The sequence below is a fragment of the Alteromonas stellipolaris genome (genome assembly GCF_001562115.1).
In the GTDB taxonomy this organism is placed as follows: Bacteria; Pseudomonadota; Gammaproteobacteria; order Enterobacterales; family Alteromonadaceae; genus Alteromonas; species Alteromonas stellipolaris.
The window spans coordinates 280877-306513 of the sequence record NZ_CP013926.1; the positions used below are offsets into that span (position 1 = coordinate 280877).

Below are 25637 nucleotides of genomic sequence, written 5' to 3' on the forward strand. Positions count from 1 at the left end.
AAATTTATTAGATATTATGATTGATTTTGTCGAGAACGCATCAAAATACATTTGCTCAGACAAAGCGGAGTGTTGAAGCGATGCTGACCGTTATAACACACTGGGCGACTGTCGGGTTAATCGTTCTTGGGATGGGCGTAAGATTTGCTTTGATTTTAAGTGTTCGATGATATCTGTCGTGTTCTCATCGCCCAGCGTCTCTGCAAGGTCAAGTAATGCCTGATCTCTTTCGCCATTAATCTTTCTTAAAATGCGATTATTTTTTATATCAAAAATAAATTGCTTATCTGATAACGTCTTGGTTTGCATAATGTTGACTGAAATACTCAGATCATTGGGTGGGATTTGTGTATGAATGTCAGAATTTATCCCCATGTGCAACACGTTGCCAGGTTTGAGCTGATACTGTTCATGACCATAAATCGGTACGCTCTCTCCCGATATACCTTCAATAGAGTTTACATCATATTGATAAATATCAGTTTTATAACCATCACCTAGGTAACCCAGGGTGATGAGGTTAAAGTTATGGTCGTGCGGAATATCGTAAATAAACGCTTTGTCTGACGCCAACCCCGACGCTGGCATCCAAATTGGTGCTCTTACATTAAAATATTTCTCTTGCGCAATCATGAAAACCTGAAATGTATAGAAATTCTTGTCTTCCTTTGTGAAATCTTTGAGCAGTGAGTTGAGATGCAAGGTTAAGAATCGTCGATTATTGTAAAGCTTTTTCAGGGCAAGGATTGATTCTTCAATATGATTGTCATCAAAAATTTTTGTATCAAATGATCGCAATAAATCAATTAACTCATCTAATTCAATACTTTCATTGATCGGCTGCTGATATATCTTTGCCATCTTTATATACCATTCATAGTTAGTGATTCATGAGCCGCCAGGCGAATTTCATGGTGCGGGTCGTTCAAAGCATCTTTCAAAAGCTCTTCAGCGTGCTCTGGACTAAGAAACGCCATGGTTTCGATGGCTGACCAGCGTAAAAAATGTTGATGATGATTCCGAGCGATTTTCGCAATGATAGGAATCGAATTCGCATCGCCAATCGATTTAAGTGCATTCATGGCGCTTTCCAGTCTAGAGCTACCTACGTCGGCCGCGGAGGGATAAAGCATGGTTTTAGACTTTGGATCGAAATTCCACACAATGTCACTATGTTTAAGTGCACTCACTTCAAACATCGCTAATTTATCAATCTTTAATATTTGCATTCCAGTGTCACCAGCGTGAAGCATAACGCTGTGTCCGTTTCGGAAGGTGACTTTCTCGCATTTCTGAATTTTTCTTTGTGCCTCGAAGTTGTTGTCGTTTTCGACGGCTTCAAATTCATAAATAATGGCTTCACATACTCCATCGCCATGAAAAAAAATGAACATATCGTTCGGCGTCAAAAAATGAGGTTCATTTGCGTTGTGAGGCGAACCCTTAAGGATCTTAATCACAAAATTTGCCACATCACTTTTGGCTATACGCCATGTTAGCGATGTAGTTTCCTCGTTGATTGATTCGCTCGATAGCGACGCTGAATTATTACGCAGTAGAATATCAGGGAGGTTTTCATTGACCAACTGAGAGAGTTCTCCCGTTTGTAATAACCTCTCAATTTTCGTCCGCGAAGCAGATTCATCAGGTGGTGACGACACAATATCGTTAATCGGGTGGTTACTATTCTCTTGAATTAAAAACAAGAAGTTCTCCTCTTTGCTAGACTTAAACTACAGACAGTGAATATCACCACATACATAGGATTAATTTGCACTGCGAAAAGCATCCTACAGCGAGTGTGTGATGATATTTATTTGAAGGCAGTCAATACTTAGCTAGCAGAACCATGTCTGCCGATAAACACGACGAAACATGGTGTATTATTTGTAAGGGCTCCCTTGTCGGCTGCTTGTACTATATTTTTCAGCTTTGCAATTTTCATTGTTAATTCCTCTATTTGGTATAGATTTAAAATTACTAATTAAACTTTTCTAATAATGTTGATTTTTTTATTCTGGTTAAATTCTCTTTGGTTTTTATGTTGTTTTCTCTCCCTTTGCCTTAATTTTTATTAGCGTGATGTAATGGTTGTTATATTTAGTGTAGGAACCATGGAAAACACCATCGGTTGGCGTATTTTTTCCCAGTAAATACGGAATAACGATGTTGAAATGTGCGTTGCGTTCATCTACATGCACGATTTCCGATGCGCTAAAATCTAAATATTGCGGAATAAACTGAAAAATAGCTTTGAACAAGCTCTCTTTTGCGGAGTAAACAAATGTAACGGCTTCGCTTTCATTCATCGCAAGCGTATTAAAATATTTGCGTTCATTGTTAGACATGACCAAACGATGCACATCGTTTGCTACGCCTAAAGACATGATAGGTTCTATGTCTACGCCCAGTGCAATGTGCTTTTGTCGTATTGAAGAAATACATATTGCTATTGAGTCACTGTGCGAAATTGACCCAATCGTTCCAGGCGGCCAAACTGGTGCGCGTTCAATACTCCGACCCACTTGCTTGTCTGGCACGTTTATATGTTTCAAGGCTTGCTGTGCTGCATACCGTCCAGCCAGAAATTCAGCTTGCCGTTTGTAAACTGCGCTGTTTAATTCCACTGGTTTTTCTATATTCAGCGCTTCAAAATAATTTGGATGGAAATGGTGTGGCACAAAATGACATACACTCAAACATATGTTCGTGCTATCAAGGAAACGCGTTGTTTGCTTTGAGACAAACCGTGTGAGAGCCGACTGTTTAGATGTTAGCGCGAGGCTATTCATTTAACTCACCATGTCCATTTTGGGTTTAGTGAACAACGCAAAACACCGAACAATTAAACGGCTGATTTCAGGTATTACATGAGGGTTTTGGTTGATAAAAAAGTGTCCGCCAGAAAAACACCTTACGCACCATGAGGACGTTGTAAATGATCCCCACTTTTTAACCAGCCCTTCGGGCACTTTATAATCTTCGTCGCCACATATCGCAGTTATCGGGCAGTCTAGAGGAATAGCTGTGCTAGTGTATTGTTCTGCTATTTTGAAATCCGCCCGAAAGGTAGGTTCCAGTAGGTGAAGCATTTCTTGACTCTCCCTCACCTCATCAGGTATCCCCCCCATTTCTAGAATAGTATTCATAAACTCTGAAGAGGGCAGCGAGTGTGTAGGAGAGGATACTTTAGGTCCATTAGGCGCTCTGCTGCCAGACGCAATAAAATGCAAGGGAGCAGGATAACCAAGTTGCGTAGCACGTTTTGCAAACTCGTAGGCGACTCTGGCGCCTAAACTGTGTCCTAATAAAATGTAAGGCTTGCGCTCTAAAACGTCTGCCTCATCTAGTAGACAATTTACCAGAGCGTCCATATTATCGAAAGCGGGCTCAGCAAAGCGCGCCCCTCTGCCCGGTGCATGTAGCCCTAGCAATTCGATGTCCGCACCCAAAAAGTCAGCCCAGCTTTGAAACATGGATGCATTGCCTCCTGCACACGGGAAGCATATCAATTGATATGGGGCTGACGCATTTTCCACAACGGGTTTCAAAAGTCGCGGTTCAGTCGATTTGAGTAAACTATTTTTCATGTTCATCATTGCACTCTTCACTGCTGAGGTTTTTGAGTAGTTTTTTTCAATCGAAACTTACTCAGTTGAGAACGATTTATAAGCTGTAGCTGTATTCCCCGCGTGTAGATGACAAAGAGCGCTGGTAGCAGCAACAGGCTTATTAATGTCGCGAAGAGCACTGACCAGCCAAGTGACACAGCCATTGGAACTATAAGCTTTGCTTGTAAGCTAGTTTCGAACATCAAAGGGAGTACGCCTGCAAACGTGGTGAGTGACGTGATCAATATGGGGCGAAAACGCACGCGCCCAGCCTCCATTATTGCCTGGACGCCGGCTATTCCACGCGCTTTAGCGTTATTAATGTAATCAATCATTACCAGAGAGTCATTGATTACGACACCTGCAGCGGCGACCAGACCAAACACGGACATTGTGCTTAGCGGTATCGAAAATAGATAATGCCCTAACACAGCGCCGGTATAACTCAGTGGTATTGCGATTAACACCAGTAGAGGCTGGACATAGGACTTAAGCGGAACGGCCAGCATAATGTAAATACCAATAACACCGATACACAAGAACAGCAGTTGCTCACTCATCTGGCTATTTTGTTCCTGAATGTCACCGCCAAGCTCTGTGGATACGCCAGGAAACTTTTGCATAATCATTGGTAAAATAGCTGACTTAATGACTGTAACAGCGTGGTGAGGCGATACAACTGAAGCATCAACTGAACCCCATACATAGACGTTTCTTACACCTTCTTCTCTGCGGATTGTGCTTGCTCCAGGAACAAGGGACAGGGCCGCAATATCGCCAAGCATGACTTCCTGACCAGAGGGCGAGGTTACACGCGCATATTGCAGAGATGCTACTTCTCTTCTGATATTCGAGGGATAGCGAACTAAGACTCGGACTTCCTCGTTCCCGTTCATTACTCGTTGCGCTTCACTTCCATAGAAGCCAAAGCCAACTTGAGTAGCAACATCTTTTAGTGTTAACCCCATATCATAAGCAACAGGTTTAAGGCTCAGTTGTATTTCTTTACTGGCCATATCCACCGACGAGTTAATATCAACCAGCCCATTCTGTTCTCTTAGTTCGTTGACAAGTGTTGATGCTGCAGTGCGAAGTTGCGCTATATCGGCTCCATACAATCGATAGCCGAAGTCTCCGCCACTATCTGAGCCATTTAAATCATCCTTGATCGAGATAGCTTTAACGCCAGGTAGGGTGGGAATGGCTTCGCGCCAACGTCTTGATAGCTCGAACGTATCGTATGGTCGTGAGTCATCGTTCACGAGAGGAATGATTAGCCTTGACGCGGTTCTGCCATCACTTAGTGCCAGAATATCGCGAACCATTTTTTTTCCGAATTCCTGTTGGGTTTGTGCATCAACACCACGAACTACGCGTTCCACTTTTTTAAGCGTCTCAATAGTTCGCTCAACTGAGCTGTCGTTGGTCATTTGTATGCTTATCATCGGAAAGTCATGCGGAACACTTGGGTTCGCAACAAACTGGACTCGGTTTGACGTTACCAACGATAGTGTTACTACAAACACGGCAATGAATGCGGTCAGGGTCAACCAGGCATTGTGAATACATTTTTGCAGTAATGCCTGATAAGGACCTTTAATAAAGTGGTTGAGGTAGCCATTAAACCTAGCTCGCCATCGTGATTGATTCTGAGTCCCCAGAGTGAGCGTTGATAAATGTGCGGGCAAGATGAGCTTTGACTCAACCAAGCTAAACACCAGACACAGAATGGCTACCATCGCGATAGTGAAGAATGTGGCGCTGTCAGGCCCACTAGAAAATACAAACGGAAAGAATACAGCCATGGTCGTTATTACGCCAAATGTAGCAGGTGTAGCGACTTTTTTGACGCCCGCGATGACGTTGTCGATGCGGCTACCTTTCGCTTCGACCTCAGTATAAACGCTCTCTGCCGTAACGATGGCATCATCAACAACAATTCCAAGCACCATAATAAAGGCAAAGAGTGAAATAATGTTGATACTTAGTCCAAATAGCGGCATCAACATTACCGCACCGAAAAAGCAAATAGGCAGCCCGGCCATTACCCACATGGCAAGTCGGAACCTAAGGAATATCGTTAAAAGCAGTGCAATTAGACATGCACCTTGCAGTAAGTTAGAAATCATCATCTGCAGGCGTGCATCAAGATAGTAAGTGTAGTCAACAAGCGTTTCCAACATCATCCCTGGCGGAAGTGTAAGGTTTTTCTGGATAATGTATTGCTTCACTGAGCTCGCGACATCCACAATGCTCTGCTCTTCAGTAGCATTAACAATCAGAGAAACCGCATTTCTACCTGAAAAAGTAAGGTAGCTTTCGCCATCTACATAATTGCGGGCTATGTGGGCAATCTCTCCCAGCAAGACTTTCCCGCTATCATTACCGTACTTAACCGGAATCGAAGCAAAGTCTTCCATTGATAGTGCTTGCTTGTCAGCTCGAATCGCAATGTTTCCTTGGTCAGACGTTATCATTCCAGCCGATTGTGTAAGTGAATGGTTAGATATTGATGCAGATACGTCGTGGATGGTCAGGTTAAACGCCCTGAGTTTATCGGGAGAAATTTCTATCGCAATCTCGTCTTTCGGTGCTAATAGTTCAACCAAAGAGACCTGGTCTAACAGAAGTAATTCGTCTTTTATCTTTTGACCGGCCAGCTTTAGCTGACTGGGCGCGATATCGCCAACCAAAGAGATTTCCATCACGTTTTTTGCCGCATTGTCCAGTGTTACCAGAGGTGGACTCATGCTTATAGGGAATGTCTCAATACTGGCGACCTGAGTTTTGACCTGTTCTAACGCCCGCGATTGGTTTGATTTATTCGCCAGCCGCAGTGTGAGTCTTCCTTGTCCTCGACTCGCATTCGAAATAACATTTTCAATTTCAGGAATACCTTTCAAGGTAGCTTCGACTTTTATAATAAACAACTCTTCAACTTCTTTTGCAGACGCACCGGGTAATGTTGCCGACACTCTAATGCTGTCTGGGCTTTGAGAGGGGAATAGCTGCTGTTTGACGGTTAGATAACTAAGCAAACCAATCAACACAATGAATGTCATCAAAAGGTTAGCCGCAACTGGGTTCTTGGCAAAATAGGCGATGAGGCCAGTGTGATTGTTGTTCGATTGGAAAGCCATCATTCCCTCACAATACCGGCGAAGCGGGTGAACGAGGGTTGACGATAGTGCCTTCAATTGGAAAATCCGGCAGACTAGTCACTATAAGAGCAGTATTGCCCAAATCCCCTTTTACTAAATAAAAACCAGGCTCGGAACGCAGTACTGATACCGATTCATTCTTCAGCTGGTTATCTTCATTGATAAGCCATACACCTTGGTCAACCAATGACTGGCGAGGTACTTTGTACGCTGACGTTATTTGCTTTCCCAGAAAACTAACTTCGACAAACTCACCAAAACGCATGGGTTGCCTATCTGTTGCAATTCCGTAAGGATCGTCAACCTTAACTACCACCTTGCGCATTCTCGTTATGCTATCGACGATACCAAGATCTCGTGAAATATTAACTTGTCTTGAAACTCCGGTCGCGCTTTCTACTTTCGCTGGTAAGTCATTAATTTGGTCAGGCAAAAATGCGGCGTCGAAACCTGCAATGGGTACATGAATTTCTGCAAATTCAATGTTATGTAACAGGGCGACCGTTTGTCCCACATTGACAAATTGCCCTTTGCCAATGTCTCGCCGCACAACAAGTGAATCAAATGGTGCTACCACATTACATTCATCCAGCATTCGCTCTGCGAGTTCTAGCTCTGCTAATGCAGCGTCAACTGCACGCTGAGCCTGAAGGAGTTGTGGCTCGCGTAAATACAGGGCGCTAATTTTTTCCTGTGCTACATCTGCTACGTCTTTGGCTGCAACATTAGCTTTGGCGCGCTCTTCAATTAGACGAGTTCGTGCCATGGCATAATTTTCTTTCGATCTTAATACACGTGCGTGATAAGTATCGCTTTCTATTTTGAAGAGTAGTTCCCCCTTTTTGATGACTCCACCAGGGGTAAATTCTGGATTCCACTGTATGACTTTTCCCGACAACTCTGAAGAAAGTTGAGTACTTTCATAAGGAGCAATCTCACCATACCCACGGATCATAATTTGGTGCTGCCTGAGTTCAACCTTTTGAATATCTACAACAGGAATGAAATCACTTCGAATATGACCGGTTTGCTCTACGGCAGTGGCATTGATAACTAACACCATTATCAATGCCACTGAGCAGATTAAACCTACTAAACGTGTGCTTGAGATTAGTTTTTTCATTTCACACTCCGTGCAGGGCCGAAGTGATACCACTTCGTAGCCCAAGGTTTGCGTTCGCGTTTACTGCTAAAAGTTGATTATGAATCGGTGGCGTCACATACAGGTATGATGTAACAATGTAACGGCTTTGAGGAATCATCATCGGTTTGGCTATTTGTATCGTCAGCGGCGTGCGCAAATGCAGTAACTGTTGAAAACATTAAAATCGCAATGACCTTTGTAATTGCAGTAGTTGGATTAAAAGTGGCCTTCGAGTTCATTGTAACTTTTCCTTGTATTTAAATATTAAGATTGAGTGTGCTGGGGCGGTTGCCGGAAACACAATCTCACTTTAGCCATAACCCAATGAACTTACATGCAACTTCTCATGACTAGTCATTACGTATTAGCGGTAGTGGCGTAAACGGAGGCGTGGAGATGTTACCTTTTGAGGTTTAAAATCAATAAAAACATAAGCTTGGAGTGGGTAACAAATAGTCACACGGTATTGAAGTGATGAGGTTTGACAAACAATTCTTTCTCTTTGAAAAATATAAAAATAGGTTTATTTACACGCTATTCTGCTAAATAAAGACTACATTTTTGAGAAAAGTCACACGATGGGTCTATTAAGACAAGAAATTAAATAAACAAATTAGAATGGTTACCGGAAGAATGGGTGTCATTGAAGAAAAAAAGCCTTTGGGAATGGTGCAATCAAGTGCATAGCACACGTTGAGTTAGCCCGTTGCTAACTATTCTCGCTTTACTCCGTTTCATTTGGCAGGAGGTCACAGGTTTCTTATTTCTACCAACTCGGTAGAGGGAGTGTTTTCTTGCAATAACAGTAACTTCTTCCCACTGGAATGCAGTTCAAATTTTGCATAGTAGGTGTTTTTCAGCCAGGGAATTGTGGTAGTTTGCTTCGTTTGCATGTCGATTTTATTTAACGTAAAGTTTTTACCTTCTGGTGCTGAGTAGTAAAGTGTGTGGTCAAAGATATGCCAAGAAATATTTGAAAAGATAGGGATATTGCCTATAAATTTGCTCTGTTCAAGATTCCCTATCTGCGCTTTATGTAACTCACCGTCATTATTGAGGAGGTAGATGTGGCGACCTCCCTTGTCTTCTTTGGCCTCGATGATGTTCTCTAACAGCCGTTCGTGCTCTCCACTCTGTAAATTGTATTTGATGAGTGCAGTGGTGCCCAGTTCACGACGAGAGTAATAAATGCTCTGGCCATCGTCACTCCAGTTAGGGCGCTGGGCATTTTCCATTTGCTTGCTAACAAACTCAATATTTCCAGTACCCACGTCTAAAACAAATATCTGTTCCTCTTGAAGGCCTAATACAAGATCTTGCTTTGGATTAAACTGTAGGTTGTTAATTCGGTAACCTCGATCAAACTGGGTAAGTACTTCAAGACCGACTTGTGCAGAGTAACTTACTATTTGTGAGGTATTTTTGATAACGGCCCTAAATACGACTTCGTCGGGATCGTTGCTGTAAATTGGATGCCCTTCATCTCCTAACATCGGTAATTCAAAGAAATCTAACTGGTCATTTTCAGATGAAAAAAATGGGTTGGCTAACTCCTTAACATCGCGATTGTTGTCGTCAGCCGTATTTGCTATAAGGCAATCATTTCCGCAATGAGCGAACACAGATTTTAATTCGTATCCTTCGATAGGGAGGCTAGTGAAGGATTGCTTTTCATTGTTGAAAAAGTGTAGTTTTCCTTTAGTGGAAAAGTAGACACCAGTGCTTTTATTGTTCCAACTTAACGTTATCGGCGTACTTTCAACTTTTCTATCGCTAAGTATCTTGCCCCTTGTCACATCCACAATAATAAGATGAACAAGGCCGTACCTCAAATACCTGAAGGTTGCTAAAAATCTTCCATCAGGGGAAAACTGTGCGGCGTAATCACCCAAGTTACCAATATTGGGAAAGGTAATTTGCGTAATTTCCCGCGTAGTAATGTTGATTGAAAAGATGGAATAGGGGTGATCTATGCTTTGACGGTGTGCAAAGTAAAGTGAGCTGTCATCAGGCGACCAATCCAGACTCGGCTGAAGCGAGTCGTAGGAATAAATAACCTCGGATTTTTCAACTTTCATACTTTCTGAGATCGAAAGTATAACCAACTCTGCTTTATCACCTAATTGACGTTGATAAGCAATTTTCTTCCCATCATTAGACCACGAAGGTGCATTGTGGTTTGCACCGCCATTGGTTAGCTTTCTTATCGTATGCTTATCGGCCGTCCTAAGGTAGAGATCAAAAAAACCGTTGGCCGTTTTTCGGTGAGAAAAGATAATCGCACTGTTTTGCGCATTGTAATCTGTCCAATGCTCCTCGCCAGGCATAGACATCAAAGGTGTAATGGAAACAGTGTCATCAGACTTGAAAACTGTGGATGAAAGTAAATACAGTGCGAATATTAGGGCAAAGACTGTAAGCAAAGTCAGAACAACAAGTTTTCTCGTTTTATGTTTATCTGATGTTTTTGTAACTGGCTGCGGTTGTTTGCTCTGAAATGTTTTCAGGTCAGTGCTTGATGTTTCATTTTGGTCAGCTTCTATGGCAGTTTTAGGAATAGGGGGTATCGGTTGATGCTCATCAATAACAACATCGGCGATGAGCAAATAGCCTTTATTTGGTACTGTTTTTATGTATTTGGGATCCCTAGGTTCGTCACCTAAGGCATCCCTCAATTTTTTTACAACACGACGAATCGCGTTATCAGAAACGACCCGGCCACCCCATACATTTTTAAGCAATTCTCTTTGACTAACATATTCACCTTTACGAGAAACAAGGTAGCAAAGCAATTCCATAGCGAGTGGCTCTAGCTTAATACGTTCTTCGCCGCGGGAAATACGCGACTTTTTGAAGTCAACGGCATAATCACCAACGATTATAATATTGCTGCCAAGCCAGTCTAAATTTCCATATTTTTCTATACTTATCATATAGTAATTCGCAATGTTATTAGTGTGATTATATGTTACCAAGCCAATATAGCACAAATAATAACGAGAAGTGTTTTGGCATGTATGATTTTTCACCACAGTATAGATTTACGACTTAAACAACGTGATTTGAACAGCTGTTAGGGGAAGAAATCCTGTGGTGTACTTGTTATTAATAAACAAAGTTAATACGCAGTTTGTTGTACTTGCTGTGTGTCTGCTTCATTTTCCTGCACACGTTGCCGAAATGGAATTGGCCAATGTTGTTCGTGATACCACTGGTGGCAGAAGCAATGCGACTACGTTTTATTCTCGGTTACTGAAAAGCGGTGTTCTCGCAGCAGCCTCATCTCTTTTTCCACATCACCATCAAATAACGAGAAACGCAGACAGCAATCAGCTTTCTTCTTTCAGTCAAATAACACTCGGCGATTGTTATATCAACAGTCCAAAAGGTGAGGACGCGACGAGATCTTCAAGCACCCAGCGTATGCAGGGGCTGCTCAGATACGTAGCTGAACAGAATAGGGGATCGCTCCCGATAGATCACCGCATATTAGAAAAAGACGCCTGGAGCCTATGCAGCGCAGTAGAGTTTGCATTCGGTCCGGTTTCACCACTCCATTTCATCACCGGCAGTCATCCGTCCGAACCAAGAGGCAACGATATCGGTGACGCACAATTTCAAACTTACAAAACAGGGAACTTCAATGAATTGTGAAAGCGCATCACCTCCAAATAGTTATTCGTTAACGTCTTCACAGATGGAGATATATCTGGATCAGGCTCGCGACCCCAGTAGTACAGCGTACAACACAGGTGGCTATGCACGATTTTTCAATCCACTTGATGTCGAAGCGATGCAACGCGCCATTGATAGTGTAATCAAGAGTCATGACGTGTTTCATATTGCATTTACAGAGCAGGACGGAGAAGTCGTACAAACCTATAATACGTCAAAGACAAAAGTACAGTACCTGGATTTTGCCGATTGTGAGGATCCGCAAACTGAAGCTCGAGTATGGGTTGAAGAGCAATTTCAACTGGTATTTCAGCTAAATGAGCATGGCCTCTACAGCACTTATGTCCTCAAAGTCTCAGATAAGGAGTATTGGTTAGTACTCTATGCACATCATCTCATCTTGGATGGCCTAAGTTACGGCATTTGGACCGAAAATATTTTCAGAGAATATTTTGCTCTGACAGGGGGGCGGTTCAAAGAGGTTGACGAACCAGTCCAATTTCAAGAGCTCGCCGAAAAATCATACAAGTATGCAGCAAGTAAGTCCTTTGCGAAGTCGGCTGGATTCTGGCAGCAGCAGTTGGAGCGTCAGTTTGAACCAGTTTTAAAGCCACGCCACACGTTAAGCGATAGTGACTCTGGAACATGTATGGTGAGCAAAGTAATTTGCCCTGCCTATTATCAACGCCTGATTGATTTTTCAGAATCTATCGGTACCACTATTCATCAGCTTTTTATCGGCACACTTTACAGTTACTTCGCAGCGTGCTCCGGAAGGAAACTGATTCCAATTTGTTTACCTTTTCACAATCGTACCGGCCCTGCAAAGCGGGCGATAGGGTGCTTTGCCAGTGTAAGCCCGTTGTTGTTGAATGTTGATACGACCAGCTCTTTCCCCGATTTACTTGCTGGCTTAAGCGATGGGTTACGGTCAATATCGCGACACACTAAATATCCAATCAGTAAGGTGCTGCATCAGGCCCGAAAACATCAACCACATATCAATCATCTTTTTGATATTAATTTTAATTACTACAAAGTTGCATTCGATATTGATACGAATGGCGCTGAACTTGAAACAAACTCATTGCGCACAGGACAGCAGCCCCCTTTCAAGTTTCATTTGTGTGAGTTCAGGGCTAAGCAGGACATTCAAATACAAATAGAGGCACAGCTAGCCTATTTCTCAGAGCATGAGTGTGAAAGCATTTTAGAACGAGTCATGTTCATGATTGAGCAAATTGTCGCTAACCCACAAATTCGTATAGATGAGTTCAAGCTTGTTGGTCCCAAAGATCAAAACAATTATGCAAATCTCAATCACAGAGCTAATGAAGTCAGTAGCCTTAGCAATATAACGCTTTGTCAGCTATTTGAACAACATGCTCATGACAAGCCTCACGATAGTGCCATTGTATTCAAAGACCAATCTCTCACGTTTGAGGCGCTGAATAAAAAAGCGAATCAATTGGCCAATAAGATTTTAAACCTTAACGCCAAGACTGATACAAATGTGCCCAAACCGGTTGGCTTATGTGTTAATCGCTCTATCGAAATGCTCATCGGGCTATTAGGCATTGTCAAAGCGGGAGCCGCTTACGTGCCGATAGATCCAAAAGCCCCCGCAGAGCGGCTTAGGTACATACGAGAAAATGCAGATTTGGACATCATTGTTTCAGATCATAGCAGCAGCGTGCTTTTGCCAGATGCCCTGCCGCATACAGTGCTAATCGATGAGGCGCTCGATCCTCAATGGCTCGCGCAATACTCGGTCAGTAATTTGGGTGTACCTGTGTCATATGAGGACGCGATGTACATTATTTACACCTCTGGCTCTACTGGACATCCCAAAGGCGTAAGTGTTTCCAACGCCAATGTCATGCACTTGCAAAATGCTATGGTGAAGACACTAAGCGAACATAATTTGCAAGCCCCATTCAAATGGGCCTGGAACGCGCCCGTATACTTTGATGCCTCCGTTCAGGCACTTACCCTTCTTGCAAAAGGCGCAGAGCTATATCTTCTGGATGATGAGCACAGAACTGAGCCTGATCTGCTTGCCCGATATCTGGATAGCCAGAAGATTGACCTTCTGGATACCACCCCGTCACTGCTGGATGTTCTGATTAAAGCGGCTGACTTCGCGCAAGTGAAATTACCTAACTTACTTGTTGGTGGAGAAGCGATTTCATCGACACTCTGGCAGCAAATCAGCAAGCACTGTAATCGTTCAAAGCGTTTTGCTCTGAACGTGTATGGGCCGACAGAGTGCACGGTAAACACAACATTTGCGCTAATTGAAGCGAACCGGGCACCAACGATAGGTAAGAGTTTACCTGGAACGGAAGTATTTGTTCTTAATGAAAGCAAGCAGTTACTCCCTCATGGTGTTGAAGGTGAGCTGGCAATTGGTGGTCATGGCGTCGCCCAGGGGTACATCAATAATCCGGTGATGACTGATAAACATTTTATCAGTCATCCAAACATTGGCCGACTTTACCTTACTGGTGATCTGGTCAGTTTGTCAGCGGACGGAAACCTGGAATACAAAGGTCGTGTTGACCATCAAATAAAGCTGCGCGGCCACAGAGTTGAACTTGGGGAAATTGAGGAAGTGTTATGCCGACATGACAGCGTCAGCGGTGCGGTAGTAACGTTTGAAAATGAACAACTTAGAGCCTTTGTTGTGTCAGAGGACGTTTCTCAGAATGCGCTTCAGCGATACCTTAAAAAATTGCTCCCTTCCTATATGCAGGTTAGCCACATCGAATTTATTCCAGAGATTCCCATCACGATAAATGGGAAGAAAGATCGCAAAAAACTTGCGGCGATGAAAGTGGAATCAATTACAGACCAGTACGTTGCTCCTCAAAACGAGACTCAAAGTGCCATTCAACAAATTTGGCACAAGCTCCTTGAGCGCGAAGACATTGGCATAGAAGACAACTTCTTCGATATCGGCGGGCATTCGTTAATGGCTATTCGCATTGCCAGTGCCTGTAGGGAGTTGTTTCAGGTGGAAGTCAAACTTTCTGAATTTATGGAAGCACCAACCATAAAGCAACTTGCCGAACGAATCATTAATGCAGCAAAGGCTCACAGCGCTGCTGCTCAAGTTATACACACAAATCTGAATCCTAAAAATAATCAAAGGGTAATACTATGAACGCGGAAAACATTATTAATATTTGTTTAGAGCAAGAAATCTATCTGTCGGTCGACAACGGTAACTTGCAGGTTGATACCAACAAAGATGCGCTCTCAGAGGATACGCTGGCTTTGCTAAAGGCGCAAAAGCAAGAATTGGTGCGCTACATTCAGGCGTTTCAGGCTCAACAGACGGCCTTAACGCGTCAGCAATTGAAAAAAGTAACTCACGACGGCCCGATACCGTTATCATTTGCTCAACAGCGTTTGTGGATTGTTGACCGAATGGAAGAGGGCGCTGCACAAAGCAATGTCTCCGCGCCTTTTCTATTGCATGGCAAGCTAAATAAACACGCCATGCAAAAGGCTGTTAATACCATTATCGCTCGTCACGAAGTGCTTCATTCAGTGTATCGAGAAAAAAATAATGCATGTTTTCAAGAACCTCTGACTCAGTTTGATTCTACTATTCCGTTAATTGATTTAAGTCAATTAACGGACGATGAATTTGATCAAAAAGTGAGAGAGTTGGCAAAGGTAGAAGCACTCACGGCCTTCGATCTGGCGAATGACCTGATGTTGCGAGTGACGTTACTGAAACATGCTGAAGATAAACATGTTGCTTTATTCAGCATGCACCATATCGCTTCTGACGGCTGGTCTGTTGGTATTTTTATTAAAGAACTCAATCAATTATATAGCGCTTTTTGTCAGGGACTGGAAAACCCACTTCCTGAACTGGAAGTCCAATACAGTGACTATGCGCACTGGCAGCGAGAATGGATGCAGGGTTCCGTCTATGAAGAGGAGTTGGATTACTGGTTAAATACCCTAGATGGTGCACCACCAGTACATGACATCCCGTTAGATAAGCCCCGTACAGCCAAGCCCAGTATTGTTGGTAAAAAAATAAACCGGACGTTGTCGTCCTCTACACTTAAAAAACTCAACGATCTTTGCAGGTCTGAGGGCGTTACTCTGTTTATGGCATTGCAGACGCTGTATGCCCTGACGGTGAGCAAATTCAGCAATGAAGATGACATCGTTATGGGCACCCCGGTAGCAGGCCGAATGCATCAAAATGCTGAGCCGCTTATTGGTTTCTTTCTCAACAATCTAGTCTTGCGTTCGAATGTGAGCGGCAACCCAACCCTCACAGAGTTGTTAGCAAACAACAAAAAAACCATTCTTGATGCCTTTGAGCATCAAAATTTGCCGTTTGATGCATTGGTGGAGGCGATTAACCCAGAGCGTACCAATAGTCACCAAGCGCTCTTCCAACTTTGGTTTGTGTTGCAAAATCATGAGAGTACTGACTTTGCATTACCAGAATTGAGCATGACACTGCAGGACTGTAATGAGTTTATCCACTTTGATTTGTCGTTAGAAGCGATAGAAAAAGACGGGCAATTAGAGCTTGGCTGGCTCTATCAATCGGACATATTTGAACAGCAAACGATTGAGCAAATAGCCACTGCTTTTGAAACTCTAATAGAAAGCGCATTGAAAAACCCTGAAAGCAAAATCAATCGCTTGGAGTTTGTTAGTAAGCAAAGTAACCAGCCATGGCTGACTTACGTTGAATCAGACAACACGAACGACCGCTCATTAATCAGCATGATTGAACAGCGTAGCAAGCTAAACCCTGAAGCTACGGCGTTGATGTATGAAGGGAAAATGCTGAGCTACGGACAGCTTGACGAAAAATCAAACCAGTTAGCTAACTATTTGATAATGAACGGTGTTGAACCTAACTCATCGGTTGGTCTTTGTTTACCACGTTCACAGGAATTGCTGATCGCTATGCTAGGGATTATGAAAGCAGGCGCAGCTTATATACCACTCGATCCAAATACACCAGCGCAAAGGCTCGACTATATTCTGAATGAAACGCAGGCGAGTGCATTAGTTGCGTTTTCCGACACTAATATGTCCGGTGAAGATGCGCAGGTGTTTGTGGTCAACATGGAACACGAGGGGTGGAGAACAGCTAGTCATGCGCAACCAGGGATTCAGATTAGCAGAAATGATTTAGCCTACATACTGTTCACATCCGGCTCTACCGGACGACCTAAAGGCGTCGCCGTCTCGCACGGTAGTGTAACTAATCTGGCAAACGCCATGCAGGAGATTCTGGCAGATCGGGGCTTAGTTGGCAGTTATAACTGGGCATGGAATGCACCCACCGTATTCGACGCCTCTGTGCAGGCTTTAACTCAGCTGGCGTTTGGCGTTGAACTGCACATGCTCACTGAGGAAATGCGTCGGGACCCCAAGGCATTAGCAACCTATATCAGCGAAGCTGAAATCGACATATTGGATACCACTCCGTCATTGGCCGAGCTGCTTGTGCGGGAGTGTGTTGAGATGGGGGGAGATCTTCCCAGCATGCTGATTGGAGGTGAGGCAATCAGCGCTGAGTTATGGCAACAACTTGCAAATTATTACGGTCAGCGAGATACATTCGCATTAAATGTATACGGTCCTACAGAGTGCACGGTTAACTCAAGTTTTGCAGACATCACGCCATCTAGCACACCCAATATTGGCTCAGGGCTACCTAATGTCAGACTGTTTGTGATGGATAAAAGTGGTGAGGTACTGCCCGCAGGTGCAAAAGGCGAGTTGTACATCGGCGGCCAAGGCGTGGCCCAGGGGTATGTAAATAACTCAGCACTGACAAAAGATAAATTCATCAATTCAGATCAGTGGGGAAGATTGTACAAAACCGGCGACCTCGCCAGATATGACAGCAACGGTCAACTCGATTTCCTCGGCAGAGTTGATTTCCAGGTGAAGCTGCGTGGCTATCGAATTGAGTTGGAAGAAATTGAGTCAGTAGCCCTTGAGCACCCGGGTGTTCAGGAAGCGGTGGTTTTGGTCAAAGACGAGCAGCTGGTGGCTTTCTTAGTTTCTGATGTCATGCACGAGAACCACATTCTTTCATTTCTTGAATCCCGCCTCCCTAAATATATGTTGCCTTCAAAGGTCGTCATGCTGTCTGAGGTACCTGTCACCTCCAATGGTAAGCGAGACCGAAAGGCATTGTTAACGTTAGATGTTGAAATAGAGCCGGTAACGTATGTTGCGCCTGAAACAGAATTGGAAGCAAATATTCAGGCCATTTGGCAGGAGTTGCTTGGACTAGAAAATATCAGTGTGGATGCAAACTTCTTCGAAATTGGAGGGCATTCATTACTTGGAATTCGTCTTGCTAGTGCCTGCAGAGAGAAGCTTGATGTAGAACTGCCTTTGAAAGTGTTAATGGAAGGTCCCACGATTAGGGCGTTGGCACAGCAATGTGAATTTTACGAAAAGCAACGCCAGGTATTAGCAGCGACAAGCCAGACATTTGCGTCTGCTGATGCGGAGAGAATTGTGATATGAAAATGCAGCACATTATTGAACAATGTGCGCAGCAGGGGATCAGTATCACTCTGGAGGAGAGTGGTATTGGTCTTACCGGCGACAAGCACATGCTAACCCCAGAACTATTGTCACTTATTAAAAACAATAAGGAAGAATTAACCGCTTACATTCAGTCTTTCAATAATGGGGCTACCAAGGCAGATGGCAGCACTATTAAGGCAATTGACCGCGGTCAGACACTGCCGTTGTCACCTACTCAGGAAAACATTTGGCTCGCCAATAAAGTGACTGGGGCATCTGCTGATTTTAATATGCCCGGCGCGTGTGAAGTTAAGGGCGCATTCAATTTTGATGCAGCCACGTTCGCGCTTAACGAAATTGTACGTCGCCATGAAATTTTAAGAACGTGTTATGTCAATATCAGTGGGGCGCCTGCTCAATTTATTCAACAAGAGAATAGACTCGCAATTACGCGCCATGATTTGACCAGCGTTGCGCCCGATATTAGGGCGGATGCGTTAATCGAGTTACTAAGAGAAGACATAAAAAAGCCGTTTGATCTTGAACTAGACTTAATGTTACGTGCCTCCTATATCGAGCTGGAGCGAGGCGAAAACCAGCGCGGAGTTCTGTTGTTCAACACTCATCATATTGCGTTTGATGGATGGTCAATGGAAGTGTTGCATAGCGAGTTCTTTGAACTCTACCATGCCTTTATTACAGGTACACCAAGTCGGTTGCCAGAGCTGTCAATTCAATATGCAGATTACGCCAGCTGGCAAATTAACCTCATTGAATCACAGGTGTATCAACAGCAATTTGCCTATTGGAAAAAACAGCTTGAAGACGCACCAGCATGTCATTCGTTACCGCTATCGTATGAAAGGCCTCTGGAAAAGCAGCAAGAGGCCGCGATTGTGGAGCGTAAAATATCCGCTCATACCGCAAAAAAGTTAATCAATCTGGCTTGTGCTTTCAAAATGACACCATTCATGTTGCTACATGGGGCGTTAGCGCTGGTGTTGGCAAGGCATAGTGGCAGCCAAGATATCGTGATAGGCACGCCGTTCGCTAATCGACAGCAACCCGAACTTGCTTCGTTGATTGGCTTTTTCGTAAATACGTTAGTTTTGCGTTGTAATACCAATCACCAACAGCTCGGTGAATACTTAAATCATATAAAACAAATTCATGTTGAAGCGCAATCAAATCAGGATGTCCCTTTCACGAAACTGGTTGATACACTCAAGATTGCCCGCAATCCTGCATATGCCCCTCTATTTCAGGTCATGCTTACCACCCAAAACAATTTTGGCGTCGCACAAGGTGAGCCCACTATGGCGCTTGCAGGCAGCACGTTATCTGTCCTCGCACCTGACGCGGTGTCAGTTTCTTCCGCTTATGATTTAGATGTCAATATTAGCCTGAGTGAGAAGGGGGCCAGTGTGAAATTCGTCTACGACATTGCCCTGTTCAGCTATGATAATGCGGACGAACTCAATCTGCATTTATGTCAGCTATTGGAGAACCTAGCAAGTCATGCTGAGACGGTACCATCAGATATCCCCATGTCAGCACTCACGTTACTGTCCGAAAAAGAAACAGACAAACAGTTCGCGTTGTTAAACGGTCCCAAACGAGCATTCGACAAAAGTGTGTGTGTACAAACCGTTATCGAAGAACAGGTTGCAGTTTGTCCTGACAAAATTGCTGTCGCGTTTGAAGGTAAGCGCTACACCTACCAACAACTTAATGAGAAAGCCAATCAACTTGCCCATTTGTTAATTGAAGAGTTTGGTGTCGGACCCGACACTATTGTTGGGGTTAGCATGAAGCGCTCGTGCGAACAAATCGTCACAGTGTTGGCGATCATGAAGGCGGGGGGAGCGTATTTACCGCTCGACCCAGATTACCCGTCTGATCGGCTCAGGGAAATGATAGCCGATGCAGGAATAAGCCTGTTGGTGGCTGATGAACGGTCTTCTGCGGCCCTGCGGCTTGACTCTTGCTGTGTACTTGCATTTGAAACGTGTGATTTTAATAATTTCCCCTGTACCAATATTGACCCTGTCAGCATAAACCTTACGTCGAATAATCTTGCGTATGTCATTTACACATCTGGCTCAACAGGTCGTCCAAAAGGCGTAATGATTGAACACAGAAACTTGCATCACTTTTTGTTGAACACTAGGGAACGCTACCGAATAGCCACGAGCGATAATGTTTTGCAGTTCTCCACCATTAATTTTGACATTTTTGTGGAAGAAGTATTTGCGACGCTGTGTAGCGGCGCCACGTTAACCCTACGAAATGAAAAATGCGTATCTAGCCTAGATGACTTCTGCCGTTTTTGTAAGCAAAACCAAATAACCGTGGTAAGTCTTCCCACTGCATTTTGGCATCAGCTTAATGCGGGGCGATTCAAGCTCAATTTTAATGGCTTACGTTTAGTTATTTTAGGGGGGGAAGCATTACAACCTGAGGCGGTGACTGAGTACTTTGAGCAGGTTGAGGACGTTGAGTTAATCAATAGCTATGGGCCGACGGAGGCTACGGTTACGGCAACCAGCTACCACCTGTATGGTGAACACGTAAACAAAACAGTGCCCATTGGCGAGCCAAACGTCAACACTAGTCTATTTATTCTTGATAACCAAATGGGGCTGGTACCCACCGGTTCAGTTGGAGAGCTGTATATCGGTGGGAATGGATTGGCGAGAGGGTATTTAAACCAGGATGCGCTTACTTCAGAACGTTTTTTGCCGAATCCCTATTTCAACTCAGCGGATGAACTCAGTAGTCGCAGGCTGTATAAAACCGGTGATTTAGTTTCCTGTGATGGCAGTGGAAACCTGAGGTTTCATGGCCGCTTAGATGACCAGGTTAAAATTCGAGGATTTAGAATTGAATTAGGTGAGATTGAAAACAGGCTCGCGCAACTACCCACGGTAGGCATGTCGATGGTTATGGCGCCCAGAGGTCCGGGCGGTAAAAGTCTCGTCGCTTATGTGCAAAGTACACACAACGTGCCGGACCGATATGAGTACATTACCTCATTGAAGACGGAGTTATCATCGCAGCTGCCAGACTATATGGTACCGCAGACCTTCGTTATCGTTGAGCAGTGGCCTTTAACGAAAAACGGGAAAGTGGATAAGAAAGCGCTTGCAGAACTGCGAAGCGACGATGTCAGTTCTACATTCTGTGCACCCCAAAATGACCTTCAAAAATCGCTTCTCAAAATTTGGTCAGAGGCGTTACAAATAGCGCCAGACAAGTTGAGCGTTACAGCCAACTTTTTTGAGATGGGCGGCAATTCCTTAGCGGCCGTGAAACTGGTTACTACGATAAAAGATCAACTTCATCTCGACATTTCGGTGGCCGACATCTTTAAAGCGCAAACGATTTGTAATCTGGCTGGCAAACTCGAATGCAGTATCCCACTGAATCGTGCACCGATAACAAAGGCGAAGCGAGAGAAGCAGGGAATGCCGTTGTCATTTCCTCAGCAACGCCTCCACTTCATCGATAAGCTTCAAGGCTCCAGCGCCGAATACAATATGCCAGCGGCACTCGAGGTAACGGGTACGCTTGATGAAAACGCAACGCGTATGGCATTCGAGGCCATTGTCCAGCGCCACGAAGTCCTGAGGACTGTTTTCAAAGAATCTGAAGAAGGTGTTGTACAATATATACAAGAAGGGGTTCCATTTACGTTGAGTCGCTTTGATCTATCCCACTACAGCAAAGACCTACGCGACCAAAAATTACAACAGCTTATCGAGAATGATGCCAAAGCTCCTTTCGACCTAGGCCAGGATATCATGCTGAGAGCGAGTACTATTCTACTGGCGGAGGGCGATGCGAACAGCCCGCGTCAAAGTATTTTGATGTTCAACATGCACCATATCGCTTCTGATGGCTGGTCGATGGATATCCTTGTGAATGAATTTCTGATTCATTATCACAATGTCACTACCGCACAGACTAGGATGCTGCCCGCACTTAATATTCAATACGCTGACTTTGCCGTATGGCAACGAGAGTGGCTGAAGAATGACATATTGGAAGAGCAAACGCGTTACTGGAAACAAAAATTGGAAGGTGCGCCGACCTTACATTCACTCCCATTGGATCAGGTAAGACCGAATAAAAAGCAATTCGATGCTGGACTCATAACCGATAGTATGCCAAGCGATATAGGAACGGCTTTAGGTTGTGTTGCGAGAGAATTTAGCATGACTCCCTTTATGCTTTTACACAGTGCCCTAGCGCTTGTACTGTCTCGCCACAGTAACAGTACAGATATGGTTATCGGTACGCCTGTAGCTAATAGATTAAACCCCGAAGTTGAACACCTTATCGGCTTCTTTGCCAATACTCTGGCGCTACGGGTGAATACAGATCACGAGTCGCTAGCCGATTACCTAAACCAGGTTCGCCAGGTGCATTTGGAAGCTCAGAAGTATCAGGATCTACCATTTGACTTCTTGATAGAGCAGTTAAGAGTACCGCGTGACACTGCGCATTCACCACTGTTTCAAATAATGTTAACCACAGGAGAAAAATCAACAGGTCGGGAACAGGCACCTTTATTGGACGCTATTCCCGGAGTGCAAATTACGCCAATGGCGTCAGACAACGTCGTTGCCAAATTTGATCTCTCTGTACATTTAGATATGGATGATAATGGCGTGATATTACGCTGGATATACGATAAATCATTGTTTAATGCTACGTCCATTTCCAGATTAAATACGCATTTGAAAAACTGTTTAGAAAGCCTTGCAGCGGTTAGTGGTTTCTCTGAAAATACGCCCCAGTTAAGAGACATTGCAATCTTGTCTGAATCGGAAATACAGGACCTAGTAACTACTGCTAAAGGAGCGTTTTCTACTTTCCCAGCTGACATGGCGCTGCATCACTATATTGAAGCGTATGCGAATGAGACACCCGATAAGACAGCGCTCTTGTGTTGTGGACAGCGTCTTTCATTTGCGCAGTTAAATGAAAAAGCTAATAAGCTTGCGCATTATCTGATTGAAGAAAATGACGTTAAGCCTGGTCAGTTAATCGGTTTGTGTACCGCGCGTTCGAGTGACATGGCCGTTGGTATTCTATCTATTCTTAAATCGGGTGCGGCATATGTGCCGTTAGATCCCGCATCCCCAAAATCACGGCGTGACTATATTGTAGAAGACGCAAAGTTGGAGCTTGTCCTATCGCAATCGAAGTATGTAATCAACAGACAGTTTGAGAATGTGAAAGCAATCAATTTTGAGGCAGGGCAGCGCCAGCATCTGGCGTCTCACAACCCGAATGTTCAGCTGCCACAAGCGAACAGCGAACAACTGGCCTATGTCATTTACACCTCTGGTTCTACCGGCAAACCTAAAGGCGTGTGTCAGTCCCACAAAACACTATTGTCTTTTTGCCATGAGTTTGAAGAGCAACTTTCCATATTGAACTCCAGTGATGAATCGCCCTGGCTATGGACATCATCTTATTCATTTGACGCCTCTTTAAAAGGGCTCGCAAGTCTGGCACGTGGTAAGGCCGTTGTCATTGCAACGGATGACGAAGCTGTCAACCCGGCTAAATTAGCCAAGCTGATGGCTGAGAACAATGTCGATGTATTTAACGCGGTACCTCAGCTATTAGATTTGGTTGTCGATGAGCTTTCATCTGAACCAGTAAACCTCATTTCCAGTGGTGACACCCTGTCAGGAAAAATACTGAATAAATTGCTTAACTACACCCGTACCGTGGGGACAAAGCTGCTCAATGCCTACGGTCCTACAGAAACCGGTGTGAACAGCAGTTTCGCGCTAATCGAGGATCAGAGTGTTATCGGTAAAGCGACGCGTAATACCGAATTGCTGATTTTAGATAGTTGCGAGCGGTTAGTACCGCAAGGAGCCATTGGCGAGCTACACATCGGTGGTGAAGGCCTAGCAATAGGTTACTTGCATAAGTCAGAACTGACGTCTGAGAAGTTTGTTTCTAATCCCTATTACGACGATACCTGCATCAGCAGTAGCCCAAAGCTATATAAATCTGGTGACTTAGTACGCATGTTAAGTGACGGTAATCTTCAGTTCATTGGCCGCATTGATGACCAGGTCAAGATCAGAGGATATCGAATTGAATTGGGAGAGATTGAGTCTGTTTTATCCAGCCATAAGACCATTGTGTCAGCAGCGGTTGTCCTGAATCAGTCCTCAGAAGACAACGCACAATTGGTTGCTTACGTCGCAGTACGTAACGCTGACACAATAAGTCTGGAGAGCCTCAAAAGTGATTTAAGGCAGGCATTGCCTAGTTACATGGTGCCAGATCACTTTGTTGTATTAGGCAGTCTGCCTGTAACAACGAGCGGGAAGCTTGACCGAAGTGCCCTGCCAGCGCTTTTCGAGCGTCCAATCAATCCAACCTTTATGCCTGCGCGCACGGCATGGGAGGAGAAGGTTGCAGAGATCTGGGCTGCGCTCTTAGGTGGCAGTGCCACACGTTTGAGTATAACCAGCGACTTCTTCATTTCTGGGGGGCATTCCTTGTTAGTGATAAAGCTGCTCAATGAGATGAAAAAACGTTTTGATATAGACGTCACATTGGCCGAATTGTTTGAGGCCAGCAGCATTCAAAAGCAAGCTTTGCTAGCAGAGCGTAAACACAATTCGTGTAGTAAAGCGCATGAAGTGCAATCGTTTGAAGAGCAGAGCCTAGTAACACTGCAAGCAGGTGCATCAAATCAACGGTCTGTATTCTTGATACATCCAGTCGGAGGCAGTGTTGTTTGTTACGGCGAACTGGTTAGCAGGCTCTCTGACGATCTGCCTATTTACGGCATTCAGACACCACAGGATAGCTTTGAAAGTCTTACCGCGATGGCAGGTCACTATCTAGCGCTGATTCAAGCCAAGTGTCCTTCTGGGCAGATTCAGGTTGCAGGTTGGTCTATGGGTGGCGTTATCGCGCATGAAATCCAGAGGTTAGCGTATCTTCAAGGCGATATTGGCGTTGAAGTTGTCATGATCGATTCCTATCCGACAACCCACGATGGTGAGCTTACAGATGACCTGTCACTCATGTACACCATGGCAAATGAAATGGGTATATCGCTGTCACAGACGCAAATTGAACAAGCTAGGTTGAATGGTTCTAAAGCAGCGTTACAGCAGCTACATGCAGTGGCAGTAAGGCAGAGCCGACTTCCTGCTGATTTTGGTATTGAGACGTTTTATCAGCGTTTTAACGTGATAAGACAAAATCACACGCTGCTCAATCAACACAAAATGGAACAAAGTCCCGGACACATTGTGCTTATCGCCTCTGATGACCAACCTTCACCACATGATTGGGAGGCCTATTGCGAAAGCCTTGAGACCACCGTTATCAGCAACAGCGATCACTTTAGTATCGTGACGTCACCCTATATCGAGCAGTTAGCAGAAGCGCTTGCTCGGCTACTCATTAACAGCACTCCATTGCAGTGTGCTAACTAACACAATCTCACTTTACCGATAAGGA

The 25637-nt window shown here is 44.3% G+C and carries 12 protein-coding genes; 4 read left to right on the top strand and 8 right to left on the bottom strand.

From position 1 onward, the window contains the following. Positions 1–90: 90 nt before the first annotated feature. The 8 genes from AVL57_RS01175 to AVL57_RS01210 form a co-directional block, all read right to left on the bottom strand. Positions 91–861: a hypothetical protein gene (locus AVL57_RS01175; protein WP_057794665.1), complete on the bottom strand. Its 771-nt coding sequence runs from the start codon at positions 859–861 to the stop codon at positions 91–93. 2 nt (positions 862–863) lie between these two features. Then, positions 864–1706, bottom strand: coding sequence for a HEAT repeat domain-containing protein (locus AVL57_RS01180; RefSeq protein WP_057794663.1), 843 nt, complete (start codon positions 1704–1706; stop codon positions 864–866). 333 nt (positions 1707–2039) lie between these two features. After that, positions 2040–2627: a 4'-phosphopantetheinyl transferase family protein gene (locus AVL57_RS01185; RefSeq protein WP_057794661.1), complete on the bottom strand. Its 588-nt coding sequence runs from the start codon at positions 2625–2627 to the stop codon at positions 2040–2042. Between the two features lie 165 nt (positions 2628–2792). Further along, positions 2793–3599 carry a thioesterase II family protein gene (locus AVL57_RS01190; protein WP_082604988.1) on the bottom strand — a complete coding sequence of 269 codons (807 nt, stop codon included), beginning with the start codon at positions 3597–3599 and terminating at the stop codon, positions 2793–2795. Between the two features lie 8 nt (positions 3600–3607). Further along, on the bottom strand, positions 3608–6754 hold the full coding sequence (locus tag AVL57_RS01195; RefSeq protein ID WP_057794657.1) for an efflux RND transporter permease subunit: 3147 nt from the start codon (positions 6752–6754) through the stop codon (positions 3608–3610). A 4-nt stretch (positions 6755–6758) separates the two neighbouring features. Further along, positions 6759–7895 (bottom strand): efflux RND transporter periplasmic adaptor subunit, encoded by a 1137-nt coding sequence (locus AVL57_RS01200; protein WP_057794655.1) that lies wholly within the window; start codon positions 7893–7895, stop codon positions 6759–6761. Between the two features lie 77 nt (positions 7896–7972). Beyond that, positions 7973–8155, bottom strand: a complete 183-nt coding sequence (locus AVL57_RS01205; protein ID WP_057794653.1) for a hypothetical protein — start codon at positions 8153–8155, stop codon at positions 7973–7975. A 510-nt stretch (positions 8156–8665) separates the two neighbouring features. Beyond that, positions 8666–10849, bottom strand: a complete 2184-nt coding sequence (locus tag AVL57_RS01210; protein WP_057794651.1) for a winged helix-turn-helix domain-containing protein — start codon at positions 10847–10849, stop codon at positions 8666–8668. A gap of 157 nt (positions 10850–11006) precedes the next feature. Between AVL57_RS01210 and AVL57_RS01215 the strand changes: the two genes are divergently transcribed. Genes AVL57_RS01215 through AVL57_RS01230 form a run of 4 tightly spaced genes read left to right on the top strand, consistent with a single transcriptional unit; the run spans position 11007 to position 25612 of the window. Then, positions 11007–11570: a hypothetical protein gene (locus AVL57_RS01215; protein WP_057794649.1), complete on the top strand. Its 564-nt coding sequence runs from the start codon at positions 11007–11009 to the stop codon at positions 11568–11570. After that, positions 11560–14757 (top strand): non-ribosomal peptide synthetase, encoded by a 3198-nt coding sequence (locus AVL57_RS01220; RefSeq protein ID WP_057794647.1) that lies wholly within the window; start codon positions 11560–11562, stop codon positions 14755–14757. Before AVL57_RS01215 ends, AVL57_RS01220 begins: the two co-directional genes overlap by 11 nt. Next, positions 14754–18125 carry a non-ribosomal peptide synthetase gene (locus tag AVL57_RS01225; RefSeq protein ID WP_057794644.1) on the top strand — a complete coding sequence of 1124 codons (3372 nt, stop codon included), beginning with the start codon at positions 14754–14756 and terminating at the stop codon, positions 18123–18125. The genes AVL57_RS01220 and AVL57_RS01225 overlap by 4 nt, the downstream gene beginning before the upstream one ends. Beyond that, complete coding sequence (locus AVL57_RS01230) at positions 18122–25612, top strand: non-ribosomal peptide synthetase (protein WP_057794642.1); 7491 nt, start codon at positions 18122–18124, stop codon at positions 25610–25612. Before AVL57_RS01225 ends, AVL57_RS01230 begins: the two co-directional genes overlap by 4 nt. Positions 25613–25637 lie beyond the last annotated feature (25 nt).